Below are 15,622 nucleotides of genomic sequence, written 5' to 3'. Positions count from 1 at the left end.
TTGAATTCCTGCTCCTTGCCTTCCAGGTAGGTGGTGTCGCGCACCGGGCGCACGTCCACCAGGGAGCCGGGAAGGAAGGCCCGTACGGTGTCCAATTCGACCGTAAAGCCGCCCTTGACCTTGCCGTTGATCAGACCCTTGACCGTATCGCCGGCAGCGAACGCCTTCTCCAGGTAGTCCCAGGCCGCAAAGCGCTTGGCCTTTTCGCGCGACAACCGGGTGACACCGAAACCGTCTTCGACGGCATCGAGCGCAACCTGCACCTCGTCACCGACGGCCACTTCCAGCTGGCCATCAGGCCCGATGAACTGGCTCTTGGGGATCACGCCCTCGGACTTCAGTCCGGCATTGACCACCACGCTGTCGTTGGTGATCTCCACCACCGTACCGATGACGATGGTACCGGGCTGGAGTTGGGTAGCACTCAGACTCTGTTCGAATAAATCAGCAAAGCTTTCGGTCATGGGAACTGTTTACCTGGGAGAGGCACGCTGTCCCGTCCCTTCCGGGGCGGGGGGGAAGTGTGTTAAACATCAGACCGACGCGCACCGCGCCGGCCCGCTCGCCGGTGGCCCGGGTTGACCCGGGCACACCCGTGAGGCCGCCGCCGAATTACTCGGCAGCCACCTCATGGACCTGATCAGGGAAGACGCGCCTCACCTCTTCCAAGACCCGGTCGAATACTTCATCAATAGAAAGCGCGGTGGAGTCGATCATCACCGCATCGGCCGCCGGCCGCAGCGGCGCCACCGGACGGTCGCGATCACGCGCGTCCCGCTCCCGGATGTCCTCCACAAGGGTGGAAAGGTTAGCATCCAGGCCCTTTTCTCTCAACTGTTTATATCGACGCTCGGCGCGCACCTGCGCACTGGCGTCGAGAAACACCTTCAGCCCCGCCTGCGGGAACACCCCGGACCCCATGTCGCGGCCGTCCGCCACCAGGCCGGGGGCGCGCGCCTGACGCCGCTGCCACGCCAACAGGGCCGCGCGCACGCCAGGGTGGACGGCCACGCGGGAGGCGGCCATGCCGGCCGCCTCAGTCCGAATCGCGTCGCCTAGGTCAACCCCATCCAGCAGCACCCGGCCGCCATCGAAGGCCAACCCCAGATTGCCGGCCAACGCGGCCAGGGCCGGGCCGTCGTCCAGGTCGATACCGCCCCGATCGGCGGCCAGGCCCAGCACCCGATACAGGGCGCCGCTATCCAGACACTGCCAGCCCAGGCGCGCGGCCAACAGGACCGCCAGGGTCCCCTTGCCGGTCCCCGAGGGTCCGTCGATGGTCACAATCGGGACCGCGTCGCCGACGCCCGTCATACCCAAGACTCCTCGATCGCGAGCCCTGCCTGCGCGGCCAGCCGGGCGAACCCCGGAAAGGAGGTCTCCACATTGGCGCAGTCGTGGATCTCGATCGGCCCCGCGGCGCGCAGACCCGCCATGGCAAAGGCCATGGCGATGCGGTGATCGCCATGGGCCGCGATGGTCCCGGAGCCGAGCGCCCCGCCGACGATGCGGATGCCGTCCGGCCGCGGCTCGGCCTCGATCCCGAGCGCGGTGAGACCCGCGGCCATCACCGCGATGCGGTCACTCTCCTTGACCCGCAGTTCCTCGGCCCCCGTGAGGACGGTCTCGCCGGCGGCGCAGGCGGCGGCGATGAACAGCGCCGGAAACTCGTCGATGGCGAGCGGTACCTGATCCACCGGGATCGCGATCCCCTTAAGGGGTGCCGCGCGCACCCGCAGGTCGGCTACCGGCTCGCCGGCGGCGGTACACTCGCCCGAAATCGCGATATCCGCACCCATGGCGCGCAGAATGTTGATCACCCCCAGGCGCGTCGGGTTGATGCCGACCCCCGTGAGCGTCAGGTCCGACCCTGGGGCGATGCTCGCCCCCACCAGGAAAAAGGCGGCGGATGAGATATCCGCCGGGACCTGGACCCGGCCGGCGGTCAAGCGCCCGCCCCCGCAGACACACACCCGGGCACCCTGGCGCCGCACCGGATAACCGAAACCGGCGAGCATCAACTCGGTATGGTCGCGGGTCGGCGCCGGCTCGGTGATACAGGTCTCGCCCGCGGCATAGAGCCCGGCCAACAGCAGGCTGGACTTGACCTGGGCACTCGCCACCGGCAGCGGATAATTGATGCCCGTGAGCCCCGCCACCGGGTGGATGTGCAGCGGCGCGGTGCCGGTGGCACTGCTCTCAATGTCCGCCCCCATGAGCCCCAGCGGCTCGGTGACCCGCCGCATGGGCCGCCGGGAGAGCGAGTCATCGCCGGTCAGCGTGGTGGCAAAGGTCTGCCCGGCCAGCAGCCCCGTCAGCAGGCGCATGGACGTCCCAGAGTTACCCATGTCCAGGGGCCCGTCCGGGGCCTGGAGGCCGCGCAGCCCCACGCCTTGGACCCGCACCTGGCCGGCGTCCGGACCCTCGATCACCACCCCCAGGCGGCGGAAGGCGCGCAGGGTGGCCAGCGCGTCGGCCCCCTCCAGGAAGCCCTCGATCCGCGTCTCACCCTCGGCAATGGCCCCCAGCATGATGGCGCGGTGGGAGATGGACTTGTCCCCCGGGACCCGCAAACGCCCGCGCAGACCGCCCCCAGCCGCGCGCGGCCGGACCAGAAATCGAAGGTCGGGGGGTGAATCCAAAGAGGCTCCGGTGCCGCCGTCGCGGAAGGGGGGTGGAAAAGCCAGTCATTCTAGCCCCCTGGCAGGCGCGGGTAAACCCGAAAGTCCGCGATCCAGACTTGCCCAGTCAACGGTTTATCGACGCGCGGCCAACAGCACCGTAGAATTGCGGATCGAGCGCCCCATGCGCCCCGCAACCTGCGAGTCCCCACGGTAGAACAACGCAACGTCGCTGGCGGACGCCGCGCCCGCGGCTGACTCATGCAATTGACACGACTTCCGGAATGACACTCACCATGGCGACCAATCACACCATCACCGAAAAACAACGACGCTGGCTCAAGGGCGAGGCCCATTCGCTCAAACCGGTGGTCATGGTCGGTCAGGCCGGGCTCACGGCGGGGGTGCTGGCCGAACTGGACCTGGCCTTGAGCCACCACGAACTCCTCAAGGTCAAAGTGGCCGCCGGGGACCGCGAGGTACGCGACGCGATCATCGCCCCCATGGTGGAGCAGAGCGGGGCGACGCTGGTCAACCGCATCGGCAATATCGCCGTCCTCTACCGGGCGAACCCCAAGAAGCCCAGCCCGCTCGCCCTGCCGGCGCTCTGAGCGCAGGCGCCGCCCATGCCCGGCCTGCGCGACAAGCTGGCACTGCACGGGTTCGAGTCGAACGACGACTACGAATTCCAGGTCCGTTGCCTGATCGAAGGCCCGACCCGCACCCTGCGCACACTCGCGATCGAAGGTGATTCGGAGCGCCGCAAGACTGCCTTCGCCACCGCGCTCGCCCGCGCGCTGGAGTTCCCCCATCGCCTCTATCTCGACTTCACCGAGACCCACCCGGCCCTGCCGGATGTGATCCTGCCGCTCGCGGAGGACGAACTCGGGCGCACCGAGCCGCCCATCGACCCGCTGGACCAGGTGGTGAGTGAGGCCTGTGCCCAGAGCGAGGCCGAGCCGACGGTGCTGATTCTGGACCAATTGCAGGCGGCCGACTTCCGCGAGCACATCCGCATCCACCGTCTGATCGCGGATTGTTTCTGGGATGTGCGCGGCGGCCGCTATTACGCCAACCCGCGCCATCTGCTGCTGTTCTTGATCTCCGAGTCACCCCTCTACCACGCGCTGCAAAAGGCGAGCTTCCGCGTCTGGATCGGGCGCGTCTCTGAACAACAGGTGGAATTTCTGCCCCCCGACTTCGGGCTCGGCACCGAGGCCCAGCCACTGTTCGACGCCCTGGCAGCGCTCTTTCGCACCCTGGGCAGCGTCCCCACCCGCAGCGAGTTCGGACACATCCTCACCGACCTGCAACTGCATGTGCGCACTACCGAGCACCTGCGCCTGAGCCTCTACGGGCGGGCGGAGGGAATCACACGGCAGGCGCTCGCGGCACCAACCCTGACCGCTGCGCTGGGCGCGGTGGTCGACGCCGCCCAGACCCTGCTCGTTGCCGAGCACATCGAACTGCGCGGGGACTGATGATGACACCAGGTAGAGTGCAATGAGCGGCACCGGATTGAGCAGCATGTCGGGAGACCAACTGCTCTCTCGCTCACTGACTCCCCAGGCGAACGAAACAGTACCACACTGGATGGATAGTGATGGCTTGCGCAACAGACTCAATCAAGATGAGTAGACCACCATCCCAGCCACCGGAGGAGGATACGATAGAAAACGCCTCCTCTAATCATTGCCTGTTCCCTTTCGAGTCGCCCATTGACCAGCAACATGTCCATCACCATCGCGAATAATGCATCATACTCCTCATGCCGCGCATAAGCCAGGGCAAACTCGGCCTGCGTGCGGCTTCGCAACGTCATGGTCTTGGTTTTCTCATAATATCTCATTGACGCCACGACTTCATCCGTGCAGCGGAAACCGGTATGGCGCAGAATGACCTTGATCAAGGCCGCCGCTGAGCCGCAGTGACGATCAAGGCCCCACATCCATTCTGTTTAGGAGACTGACCATGGCTGCCACCAGAACCCTGCGCCTGCGCCTGCGCCTGCCCCTGCTTCTAATCGGCGGCCTCGGCGTGGGTGGCCTAGCCGCTGCCAAGGGTTTGAGCCACCCCTGGGCACCGGCTTATACGGCCGCGGCGAGGACCTCGACCAGCGCGCCGCAGCCGCCGCGATCCTATCCAGATGCCCGTTACCTCATCGCCAGTGAATTCCTGGAGCGGCTCACCCAAGACACGGTGGCGGCGGCGCGCAACCTGGTCGCCGCAGCCTTGCTGGTCGATCCGGTCAAATTGCCCGACGGCTCAAGCCTCACCGGGTTTGCGCCGAGTACCCAGGGGGCAGACCTCTACCGGATCACCTACCACTCGGTCGACGCAACAGGCAAGCCCACCGTGGTCAGCGGCCTGGTCGCGGTGCCGGAGTCCGGGCGTGCCGCGGGGCTGGTTGTCTATCTGCACGCGACCACGGCCGAGCGCCACAATGCACCTAGCGATCGATCACTGGAGGCCTGGGGGGTGCTGACCGCCTTCAGCGGCAATGAGTGGGTCGTCGCACTGCCCGATTATCTCGGCTATGGTGTCAATCACGATCCCCACCCCTTTGCCCTGGGCCGACTGAATGCGCCGGCCGGTCGCGACATGATCCATGCCACCCGTGAACTCTTGTCGCAACTCAAGCGCCAGGCGGATACCGCACTCTACGTGACCGGCTACAGCGAGGGCGGCGGTAATGCACTCTGGTTGGGCCGACTGCTCGACGAGGGCCAGGACCCGGCACTGCGACCCACGTTCATCACAGCCATGTCCGGACCCTATGACATCACCGGGGCCACGGTACACTCCTTTCTCCAGGCACAGCCCGCCTATGTCGATAATCTGACGGAAAAACCATTTTTTATTGCCTTCTCGGCCGTCGCTGCGGCACAGGTTACCGGCCAGCCGCTGAGCGCACTGCTGCGGCCGGCGTTCGCGCGGGAAACGGCGGACCTGCTCCCGGGGACCCAGGCGGATGACGTGGTGGAGGCTCGGTTACTCGGGGCCGCCGTGGCGGATATGGCCTATCTGAGACTACCCGATTTCACCCCGGAGCCGACGCGACTGATGCAGCCCGATTTGATCAGGGCCATTGAGACCGGCGATCACTCTAATCCGACGGTCAAATTGTGGGCCGCGAATGACAATCTCGACTGGACGCCAGTCGCTCCGGTCTATCTGCTGGGGGTCATCCAGGATGCCGTGGTGCCCTTTGCGGGACGCAACTACCCGCTGCCGGCGGCCTATGGCGGCATCCCGGCGCCCTATGGTGCGGGTAACACGGAAAACGCGATCAGGCACCTGCGTGCCAGACAGCTCGATCATACGCGGGTCGGCTGGATGGGGTTCGACGGTGCTGTGCCTGGTCTGCCTGGCGCCCCGCTTCCGACCATGAGTCATGATGAAGCCTTTGTCCCGTGCAGCATCCTGGCGGCCCGGAGCTTTCGGGTGAAGGGCTTGGCCGAATTGCCCCGGCTGCCCGATCCCAAATAGCCCAGCGTGAACCCTCGCGTGCCACCGCGGCGGCGTTGGCACGCCTGCGGCTTCCGGCCGCCCACGGCTCACTTGGTCGCGGCAAGGGCTGATGGCTAAGTGATGATCAAGGCTGCGTGCGCCGATGGCGGCAATTGCGATCATGGCTGCGCAATCCTAACTGAGCGCATCCAACGGACTGCGCACCCCCTGGCCCCCACGGTTCAGCACATGCGTATAGATCATAGTGGTCGACACGTCCGCATGGCCCAAGAGCTCCTGCACGGTGCGAATATCATAGCCGCCCATGAGCAGATGCGTTGCGAAGCTGTGCCGTAAAGTATGGGTGCCCACCCGCTTGGTGATACCCGCCGCGCGCGCCGCCTGATTGACCGCCTTTTGCAGCGCCGTCTCGTGCAGATGATGCCGACGCAGTACACCGCTGCGCGGGTCCGCTGACACCCGCCCGCTCGGAAACACATACTGCCAGCGCCAGTCCTTCGCCGCATTCGGGAACTTGCGCGCCAGCGCCTCGGGCAGATAGACCTCCCCCATCCCCGTCTTGAGATCCGCGGTATGCAGTTCCCGCACCCGCACCAGGTGCGCCCGCAACTCATCCACCAAGCGGGCCGGCAAGGGCACCACCCGATCCTTCCCGCCCTTCGCCTGGCGCACCGTGATCTGGCTATAACCGAAATCGATATCCTGGACCCGCAGCCGCACGCATTCCATGAGCCGCATCCCGGTGCCGTACATCAACGACGCCATCAGCCGCTGGGTGCCCGTGAGCTGCGCCAGCAGCGCCGTCACCTCGCCATGGGTGAGGACCGTCGGCAGCCGCCGCGGGCGCTTGGCGCGCGCGAAGTCACCCAAGTCCAGATCCGCGCGCTGGAGGACCTCCCGATACAGAAAGACCAGGCTGTTGAGTGCCAGGTTCTGGGTGCTGGCCGAGACCTTGCGCGCGATGGCCAGGTGCTCCAGGAAGGCCGCGGCGTCCGCCGCACCCTTCGCGGTGGGGTCCGCGTTCCCCAGGAAGCCGATGTAGCGCATGATCCAATGCAGATAGGTCTGCTCGGTGCGGATCGCCAGGCCGCGCACCCGTATGGCCGTCGCCACCCGGTCCAGCAGGACGCCATGCGCCTTGCGGATGGCGGCGAACGCGGCACCCTCTCCCTCCCCCCTCGCGGGGGAGGATGGGGGTGGGGGTGGGGGGGAGCCAGGTACCGGCTGATAGTCCCGCGCCACTGTCGGATGGTCCGACCCGAGCGCGCGTGCCGAATCGAGCCAGTGCGCCCAATCCACCTGCTCCAGCCAGTCTACGCCGGCCATGACGAAAAGCATCTGTATAGCACCGACGGCCTGACGGAACTGCCAGGGCTTCAGGTCCGGTTTGCGGCCCAGTTCCGCCAGGTAGGCGTCGACCACGGCGGGACCGTGCTCGGCCAGGCGCCGGTCGGGATGGGCCGCGATGTACTGCTCGGCACGGATCACCATCCAGCGGTCGAACGGGGGCTTAACGCCTGATTCGTTAAGCTTCTTAACGTAGCGGTCCCAGAAGGAGCGGATTTTTTCGTCGTGGCTTGACAGGTTGTCACGCATGGTCTAGCCTCATTTGCAACTGCCGGGGGGGTGGGGTTGGGAGGCGCAGGGACAGGGGGAAGCGGGACGCGAGCGGGCGCGCCGACGGTGACAGTGTAGGAACTAGACGGAATCTGTCTAGTACGACCACCCAAAATTTCTGCCTAACACCAGATTTCCGGCACTAGGCAGATCTGTCTAAGAACAGATTTCACGGGGTTAGACAGACGTCTGTCTAGCATACAGTTAGGCAACAACCGCAGGTGGACGGTCTCGCCCGCTCGCAGGAGGAAAGAAATGAACAGTTCGCGAATATTTACGCTGCTATTTATTATTGGATTCATGGCTTTTCCTCCTGCTAGGGCGGAAATAAACAGTATAGATTTTCTAGGTCAAACTAATTTGCTGAAATTCGTATCTTCTGGCAACTATGAAGCCGCTAAAGCTATCCTGAAAGAAGGTGCTGATCCAAATATCGCGAACGCGCTATTAAAGCAAACCCCATTGATGGTAGCGTGCGGAAATCGCGCCGACGATATGGTCGAGAGTCTATTAATGCATGGTGCAAAGCCGGATTTGATAGATGCGGCTGGGAGCACTGCCTTAATTTATGCCGCAGACAATAATTGCATCAGATGCGTAGAGCTTCTCATTAAAAGTGGCGCAAATACTGAGATTGTAAATTCCGCTGGCCAGACAGCGGCCTTACGAGCGACATCACACAAGAACCAGGAAATCCTTGATCTGCTTTCTGCACATAGTATTAAAAAGGAAAAGGCAACGCCGGAAATATCTCTCGATTCATCTACAACATCGAATAGTAAACAAAATAAAGAAGATCACGGGTTTTTTTCTGGTCTCGGAAACGGCTTTGCGATCCATTTTAGATGGATAGCCACGCTTGTAATTAAAGACCTTGAGCTCTATCACGCAGGCTCTGGTGTAGCTTATATTATTGGATTCGTTTTAGGTGTGATGGCTTTGTTTTTCGTTACTCTTGCCACAAATAATAAGATCCTTGGGAATGCTGTTATTTTTTCGATTCCTATTGGGTTTATTATCTTCGTTCTGAACAGCTTCGGCACAAATATTCCCTTTTGGGATACCACTTTGGCAGGCGGTTTTGTTCTATCGCTTATTGGTCGCAAGGCAACCCGTGGGAAGTTAGGTGACAACCCGTAGGGCGGAACCCTATGGCTAAAACGGGTCAGGCTCAATTCTGCGGAAAACGGGGACAGACAACGTTTTCCGCTAGCTGAATGACAAATCGCCTAACGAACGCCCAAAGAGCGAGCGCGCGCCATCAGGGTTCGAGCTGGTTTGCAGGGTCCGTGGGTGGCGCGCGCCGCCTTGGGCCGAACGTTAGGCAGCCCGGTCATCTTTCATTGAGGATATTTCTCATGCCCTATCCCCAAATTGCTATCGCTAATGTGGATTACTCGCAAAAATATGATGGTGAAAATATGCAAGGATATGGTTATGAACGGTATAATTTCAAGCGCGCCCCTGACGGGCACTTCTATGGATATGTGCGATATATGGGGGAGGGGGTAGCTCCGAGGCCAGTTATAAGGGAAGGTTGGCTTGTTATGTTTATTGCACGACTTACAGGACCTATACAAGGTCTAGTACCAGTAGGTTGGTATTCCAACGCCACATTTGAAACTGAGCGTGAAGACAGGCCAGAGTACAGCATAGACGGCCACTTCCCACTTGCTCCAGATGGCAAAAGGTATAGCTATTGCATAAAAAGCAATGAGGCATTTTTGATTCCAGATCAGGAGGATAGAACTACTTTCAAATTTGATAATTCCGCCAATCATATAGGATCTGCTTCAATAATTTATGCCCGTGGACAACTAGCACATGATAACTGGCGTGAAGAGTTTGCTGCTCACATTGAAAGAATAGTGCGTGAAGCACGATGTGAAATACCTTAATTGACCGAGCACGAACGAATGGGGCCAGGTCGTGACTTGTGCCTTATTAACACGGAATAGGAAAAAGGGGCCAAACTCAATTATGAAACCCAAGAATAGCCTAACCTACGCCTCAAAAGCGAGCGCGCGCCACAGGCGTCGTGCTAACTCGCAAGATCATTAGGGGCGCGCGCCGCTTTAGGCTTTACGTTAGCCTCTCGGGTGGAGACATCGCAACTCATGAAAACCTTGAACGAATTAAAATCAGATATCGAATCGCTTCCCCGCCACGATTACGTTCAGCTTGTGCACTGGCTATCTGAGCGCGATTGGAAGGCGTGGGATGAGGAAATTGAGCAGGACGTGGCCACCGGAAAGTTGGACTTTCTGATTGCCGAAGCCCTGGAAGAAAAATCACGGGGCTTGCTCAAAGAATTGTGAGGCACAGAACAACGTCGCGCTTTTGGTCCTGCTTTCACTCTTTGCCAAGCGAAATTCAAGAGGTTGCCCGAAAGAATTTTGAGCTTCTTAAAATGAACCTCCGTCATCCTTCATTGCAATTCAAGAAGGTAGGGAGCCTGTGGTCGGCTCGCGTCGGCCAGGATTTTCGTGCGCTCGCCATGGATGACGAGCAAGGTTTTTTGTGGGTTTGGATCGGAAGCCACGAGGAATATGATCGGTTACTGAAAAGACAATGAGCCTAACCTTCGCCTCAAAAGCGAGCGCGCGCCACGGGCGTCGTGCTAATTCGCAAGCTCATCAGGGGCGCGCGCCGCTTTAGGCTACACGTTAGGCTCTCGGCCATGAAAGAATAGGGCTCATCGCTAAGCCTTACGCTTTCATGGCAGTGAATCGGTTGCGGTCAGTGACTCGGCAGTCGGCGAGGCGAGGCAAAAGAGAAAAAAGGGTCCAGGCTCGAATACATTTCGGGGAGGCATGGCCACAATTGAATCGGGCCTGGCCCCTTTTGCCTTGTTGCTCTAAAGAGGAGAAAGAAATGGGCATGGTTTTTTGTCGTGGTTGCGGCAAAGAAATTCACGAAACGGCACCCATGTGTCCGCATTGTGGTGCGCCGCAGATTATTCCATCAACAAAGCGCAGCGTAGGGAAGCTCATTGCTTGGGGATTACTTTGGACGTTGGTTTTCTCGACAATTATCTCGACTTTTGTAACAGGTCTTTTCGTCAACATTTTACAAGTGGCTGTGTCGCAACCAACTATAGATTTTATATCTCGGATAAGCACTATGATTTCATTGTGGCTGTCGATAGTTCTTGTGATCTTAGGAAAATTGCCAGGAACTCGAAAGCCACAAGTGCCAACAGTGAAGGAACCCTAATAGGAACCGAAAATTACAGGGGAAGAATAGGGAAAAAGGACCAGCCTCAATTATGAAACCAAAAAGCCTAACCTTCGGCTCAAAAGCGAGCGCGCGCCACGGGCGTCGTGCAAATTTGCAGGCTCCGTGCGGGCGCGCGCCGCTTTAGCCTGCACGTTAGGCGTTTGTTGAGCGCGTAAACAGGCGAGCATTTTGAAGAACAACAAGAAAGAAGGTATCTCGGCGGGATTTCTTGCAATATTGATTCTTGGGTCTGTTTTCTATTTGTTCAACGCAAGAAATAAGAGCACGGAGAACAACAATGCAAGTGGAAACTCAAGAGCAAAGGAAGTATCACAAGCCAGCCACACCGAAACGAGAGAATGCGAACTGGTCAGTTCAAGACCTGAGGATTGGCGAAACTATAAAGTTGGTCCGAAATCAGATGTCATATTCTCTAAAACAATAGAGTTTACGTCATATATCTTTGTTAGCTCCCCTGACCATGGTCCATGCGTAAAGAACTGCCCTTACAAATTACCTTCGTTTGATGGCGATGTTGCGTCGGTAAACAAGGTGCTCGGGGTTATTGGACTTCCAGAAGTTTCCAAAATATTTCCTGGCGGGAAGCGAGAGTACACAGCAGAAGACTACCCTTTAGGGAAGCTTTCCATCAATGTGTCTTGGTTTCTCGAAAACGAGGAAAGGTGTAGCAGGCATATATGGAAAATATCTATTTCAAGAGAACATTAAACGGAAAAAGGGACGAAAGTCAATTATGAAACGCAAGAATCGCCTAACCTACGCCTCAAAAGCGAGCGCGCGCCACGGGCGTCGTGTTAATTCGCAAGGTCATCATCGGCGCGCGCCGCTTTAGGCTTTACGTTAGGAACCACAGACAACAAGTACCGGAGATTATCTAATGAAACACGTTAGCCTCTTTGTCGTAGTGCTTTTCTCAGCATCGGTAAATTCTGCTGACTGGCCGGTGGCATCTAGTTCTCTGGCAACATGGCCGGTATCTGGAAAATCGTTGCGCGACGTCTCACTATTCTTCTCACATGATGATTCTGCTGGTGTAAATCAAAAGGATTGTGCCGGAGGAACAAAGCCTTACAAACATCTTGGAGTTGATATCGTTGCAGACGCTAACACGGCCGTGGTTGCGGTTGATGCTGGAGTAGTCAAGAAAATTGGCTCATATGGGCCAGGTTCAGGATGGTACGTAGCTGTGGAGTCTGGCTCCGGGACAAATAAGTGGACGACTGTCTATGGGCATATAAACGATGCTGGACGCCCGATAAATGGAGCGATTGTCAAAACTGGAAGTTCGATAGGGTCTGTTTACGATATGCATGACAAAGGTGACGTTCCTCATTTGCATTTTGGTATACGTCCAGGAGCGTTCTCGGATGGAAACTCTCAATCGGGGATGGACTGCACATCTTTGAAGGGGTTTGTTGATCCACTCGCATACCTCAAGAATCCGGTTTATATCACCACTGATGATACTGGCGCGATAAATACAATGTTAGGAACGTGGACCACCAGCAGTTCAAACACCGGTCTACCCTATCCCTTTTATTTTGGTACAGGATATAAAGTCCAATTATCATCGTCGAAAGGGTCTTTCACATTCAGCTCGACTATTGCACAAGCTGGCACGTACTCGATATTTGCGCGATGGACCGTTGAAGAATCAACTATCTCTAATTCTAACAGAGATACGTCAGTGACTTATCAGACGCTTCAGAGCGGACGAGTCTTGGCAACCAAATCCTTGAATCAAGCTGATTCTTCTAAAAGAGGGAAATGGGTCGAAATATCCCCTGGAATCACATTAGCCAAAGGATCTGTACTGGTCATTTTGAAGTCGAATAGTTACCCGCAAGGCAAGTATGTTATTGCAGATGCGGTAATGTTTGTAAAGCAGTAGCTATCTCCCGGCAAAGTGCTTTGGCATTGGCTATGGTTCCGGCCATCCGAGGCACCGGCCGAGAGGATAAGGGGCCAAGGATAAGCAAGGATAAGGAGCAAGGATAAGGGGCCAGGCTCGAGTTCTTTTCCGGGAAGATGAATAAGAGCCTAACCTTTGTCTCAAAACCGACCGCGCGCCACAGGCGTCGTGCTAATTGGCTAGCTCATCAGGGGCGCGCGCCGGTTTAGACTTACGTTAGCCATCAGTTCACCTAAGGAGCACAGTCATGGGGTTTTCAACGATCGCGCCAGGGGCAAAGATTGTCACTGGCAGTACAAAATCTGACTACTCGAAGCTCGAATGGGCAAAGAAGGCGGCGGCGACGGGAAAAGGTACGTCAACCTATAATGGTGGCAACTACTGCGGCCCAGGCTGGGGGTTTACCTACAAGGACATTCTCGACGGAAAGATTCGTCAACTTCCCCAAGCAATAGATGCCATTGATGAAGCATGCAAGCTGCATGACTATTGTTACGAGGAGAATGGCTACGCCACACAAGGCTGCAATTTGGTTTTAACGCACGATCTTGTCGCTGTTATCACAGACGAAAAGTCGACAGGACAGCAACGAATTGACGCAGTGTTAATGGCCGCTATTTTCTTTATAGAGTCCCAAACGGTGGATTTACCAGTGCTAGCATGGCGCGAGACCGTCAAGCTGAAAAATGATCTTGAAGGAATGCTGCTGCAACAGGCGATGACTTTGGAACTAGCGATCACGAATGTGCTTATGCGTGGGCGGTGAGGCTCGGCGGAGAAGCTAATGGCTAACTAAATCCCGCCTAGAAGGAGGATGGGGTCAGGTCTTGACTTGTGCCCTGGTAACAAGAAGCCTAACATTCGCCTCAAAAGCGAGCGCGCGCCACAGGCGTCGTGCTAATTCTCAGCGTCATCAGAGGCGCGCGCCGCTTTAGGCTGCACGTTAGGCTACAAACCAGACATCGGCCCTCTGTGTATGGACAATCGATAAACGTGAATCCAATGCAACAACCCTGATCTGTCAAACTGAAACTCATGAAAACACGGTTGATTGCGTCGTTATCTTTTTTTCTTCTTAGCGGATGTGTTGACGTTTTTAAGACGCCACTCGACATCATATCTAAAGATGGGGGTTCGCCAGACATTTCTGGAGAATACATAGAGGCATCCGGTGAAAAATACATCATTTCGCAGCCCTATAGTCATCTCTATGTTTTGAATTTTTTTAATGGCTCAATTGTGTTCGAGGCAGAGGATCTATCTACCAATGGGGCGTTTGCTAATAGAAATTATTTTCTACTACAAGTGAAAAAAGCATATTGCAAGAAAAATAACGATAAGAATTGCGATGAAACTCAGGGTAAAGATGTGCATGGTGAAATTTTCATTGGCAGACTGAGCGGTAATGAACTGTCGTTTTTTTTGACCGGACAATGTAGTAATGTTGAGTTAGCAAAATCAAATGGGTTAACATTTCATGAAGAGAAAAACGCGAAACAAGAAAATACTGGGGGCTATATTTTTGATAGCATTAATACGCATAAGGGATTGTTGGACTTCTTTTCTTCGTGTGTGAGCACGGGGAGACTTAATAAGCCGGCTGACGTTTTTGATGGAAAGCGACTGTGAGTAAGAAAAGGAGCCAGGCTCAATTATGAACCCAGAAAATGGCCTAACCTTTGGTTAAAATGCGAGCGCGCGCCACGGAATTACGGTGACAGTTTACTAAATGCATTCTTTACGTAATTCCAGAACCAAGAAGCGCATAAAGAATGCCTAACTTTCGGCCAAAGAGCGAGCGCGCGCCACGGGCGTTGTGCTGGTTTGCAGGTTCATCGGTGGCGCGCGCCGCCTTGGCCTGAACGTTAGGCGCAGGCAAAGAACTAATCGCTCATTGGCAAAGGCTCGCGAACTTCTGCTTTTCACGTGCTGCGCTGTTACGTTCGACGAGTTTGACTGCGAGCCCTAAGTCTCGTACCGCTTTTTGTTAAGCGTTATAGTTGCAACCGTCTACATGACTTAGCTTTGGAGTAAATCAATGTTCCGGAATCTCTGGGTTATTGCATTCATCTGCGTATCCTCAAGCGTATGTGCTGGCTATCTCGATGATCCAGAGTATAGTTTGACGACCAAGCCGAACATACAGGCGTGTCAGAATATTGAAGATCTGGATAAGCAATTTTGCCACAGCACGAAGACATGTACACCTTACTGTCCAGATGGCGCCAGCGATTGCATGTTGATATCGAGAGCTTGCGACAAAATCGAGAAGACAAGTCAACTGAACAAGCAATTTGATAAGGGTATCGTCCTAGCCAAGTCCGGATTGCGGGTACAGATAATTGAGGTGGGCGGCGTTATTTACTACATCCGCTCAGAAGACACCGAACGCCAACCGGGACAAGCGGGCGAATCGCCAGCCGCGCAGCGCGAGAGGCTGGCTCAGGCGGCTATGCGTAAATCCTGCGAGGTTCAAAGGGCAACCTGCCTGGCGTCCTGCCCACCCTATACATCATCGTACAATGAGCATCACTACTCCTGTGAACGGCAGTGTAAATCTATTTCCTGCTATTAGGAAGACAAAGGGGCCAGGCTCAATTATGAAACCCCAGAATAGCCTAACTGAAGTTTCCCGCTTTCCGTTACGCCACGAGCGCCATAACCGCGGCGAGCAGCGGATTTTGCGGGGGTTTGCCGGGATCCGCGCAATCGATACCGAAACCCTCGCCGCCGAGGTCCTGAGCCAACCGCCGCCGCAGGT

17 protein-coding genes are annotated in these 15,622 nt (G+C 57.1%); 12 read left to right on the top strand and 5 right to left on the bottom strand.

Going from position 1 to position 15,622, the window contains the following annotated elements:
* From QZY44_RS04345 to aroA, 3 genes are all read right to left on the bottom strand, one after another.
* The coding region (locus QZY44_RS04345) for a S1 RNA-binding domain-containing protein (RefSeq protein ID WP_295442753.1) at positions 1-464 on the bottom strand (464 nt) is incomplete at its 3' end.
* A gap of 148 nt (positions 465-612) precedes the next feature.
* On the bottom strand, positions 613-1,314 hold the full coding sequence (gene cmk, locus QZY44_RS04340) for a (d)CMP kinase (RefSeq protein WP_295442751.1): 702 nt from the start codon (positions 1,312-1,314) through the stop codon (positions 613-615).
* Positions 1,311-2,642 (bottom strand): 3-phosphoshikimate 1-carboxyvinyltransferase, encoded by a 1,332-nt coding sequence (aroA, locus tag QZY44_RS04335; protein ID WP_295442749.1) that lies wholly within the window; start codon positions 2,640-2,642, stop codon positions 1,311-1,313. The genes cmk and aroA overlap by 4 nt, the downstream gene beginning before the upstream one ends.
* Positions 2,643-2,905: 263 nt before the next feature.
* On the opposite strand from aroA, the gene yhbY reads away from it, so the two are divergent.
* Positions 2,906-3,232, top strand: a complete 327-nt coding sequence (gene yhbY / locus QZY44_RS04330; RefSeq protein WP_295442746.1) for a ribosome assembly RNA-binding protein YhbY — start codon at positions 2,906-2,908, stop codon at positions 3,230-3,232.
* A 15-nt stretch (positions 3,233-3,247) separates the two neighbouring features.
* Positions 3,248-4,102 (top strand): hypothetical protein, encoded by an 855-nt coding sequence (locus tag QZY44_RS04325; protein ID WP_295442743.1) that lies wholly within the window; start codon positions 3,248-3,250, stop codon positions 4,100-4,102.
* Positions 4,103-4,242: 140 nt separating this feature from the next.
* On the opposite strand, the gene QZY44_RS04320 is transcribed toward QZY44_RS04325, so the two are convergent.
* The gene (locus QZY44_RS04320) at positions 4,243-4,530 is read right to left on the bottom strand and encodes a hypothetical protein (RefSeq protein WP_295442741.1); all 288 of its coding nucleotides are present in this window, start codon (positions 4,528-4,530) and stop codon (positions 4,243-4,245) included.
* A 62-nt stretch (positions 4,531-4,592) separates the two neighbouring features.
* Here QZY44_RS04320 and QZY44_RS04315 point away from each other — a divergent pair, with 62 nt between their 5' ends.
* Positions 4,593-6,110 carry a hypothetical protein gene (locus QZY44_RS04315; protein WP_295442738.1) on the top strand — a complete coding sequence of 506 codons (1,518 nt, stop codon included), beginning with the start codon at positions 4,593-4,595 and terminating at the stop codon, positions 6,108-6,110.
* A 156-nt stretch (positions 6,111-6,266) separates the two neighbouring features.
* Here the strand turns inward: QZY44_RS04315 and QZY44_RS04310 are convergent, their stop codons facing one another.
* Positions 6,267-7,688: an integron integrase gene (locus tag QZY44_RS04310; protein WP_295442735.1), complete on the bottom strand. Its 1,422-nt coding sequence runs from the start codon at positions 7,686-7,688 to the stop codon at positions 6,267-6,269.
* 276 nt (positions 7,689-7,964) lie between these two features.
* On the opposite strand from QZY44_RS04310, the gene QZY44_RS04305 reads away from it, so the two are divergent.
* From QZY44_RS04305 to QZY44_RS04265, 9 genes are all read left to right on the top strand, one after another.
* Positions 7,965-8,849, top strand: a complete 885-nt coding sequence (locus QZY44_RS04305; protein WP_295442732.1) for an ankyrin repeat domain-containing protein — start codon at positions 7,965-7,967, stop codon at positions 8,847-8,849.
* A gap of 218 nt (positions 8,850-9,067) precedes the next feature.
* A complete protein-coding gene (locus QZY44_RS04300) occupies positions 9,068-9,607 on the top strand; it encodes a hypothetical protein (protein WP_295442729.1) in 540 nt (179 codons plus the stop codon).
* A gap of 219 nt (positions 9,608-9,826) precedes the next feature.
* Positions 9,827-10,027, top strand: coding sequence for a hypothetical protein (locus QZY44_RS04295; RefSeq protein WP_295442726.1), 201 nt, complete (start codon positions 9,827-9,829; stop codon positions 10,025-10,027).
* Between the two features lie 556 nt (positions 10,028-10,583).
* Positions 10,584-10,925 carry a hypothetical protein gene (locus QZY44_RS04290; protein ID WP_295442722.1) on the top strand — a complete coding sequence of 114 codons (342 nt, stop codon included), beginning with the start codon at positions 10,584-10,586 and terminating at the stop codon, positions 10,923-10,925.
* A 192-nt stretch (positions 10,926-11,117) separates the two neighbouring features.
* On the top strand, positions 11,118-11,657 hold the full coding sequence (locus tag QZY44_RS04285; protein WP_295442719.1) for a hypothetical protein: 540 nt from the start codon (positions 11,118-11,120) through the stop codon (positions 11,655-11,657).
* Positions 11,658-11,826: 169 nt separating this feature from the next.
* On the top strand, positions 11,827-12,840 hold the full coding sequence (locus tag QZY44_RS04280; protein ID WP_295442716.1) for a peptidoglycan DD-metalloendopeptidase family protein: 1,014 nt from the start codon (positions 11,827-11,829) through the stop codon (positions 12,838-12,840).
* 268 nt (positions 12,841-13,108) lie between these two features.
* Positions 13,109-13,627, top strand: a complete 519-nt coding sequence (locus QZY44_RS04275; protein ID WP_295442714.1) for a hypothetical protein — start codon at positions 13,109-13,111, stop codon at positions 13,625-13,627.
* A 269-nt stretch (positions 13,628-13,896) separates the two neighbouring features.
* A complete protein-coding gene (locus QZY44_RS04270) occupies positions 13,897-14,490 on the top strand; it encodes a hypothetical protein (RefSeq protein ID WP_295442712.1) in 594 nt (197 codons plus the stop codon).
* A gap of 409 nt (positions 14,491-14,899) precedes the next feature.
* On the top strand, positions 14,900-15,436 hold the full coding sequence (locus tag QZY44_RS04265) for a hypothetical protein (RefSeq protein WP_295442709.1): 537 nt from the start codon (positions 14,900-14,902) through the stop codon (positions 15,434-15,436).
* Positions 15,437-15,622 lie beyond the last annotated feature (186 nt).

It is taken from the genome of uncultured Thiodictyon sp., assembly GCA_903837595.1.
Classification (GTDB): domain Bacteria; phylum Pseudomonadota; class Gammaproteobacteria; order Chromatiales; family Chromatiaceae; genus Thiodictyon.
This window is presented reverse-complemented; position numbering and strand designations above follow the sequence as displayed.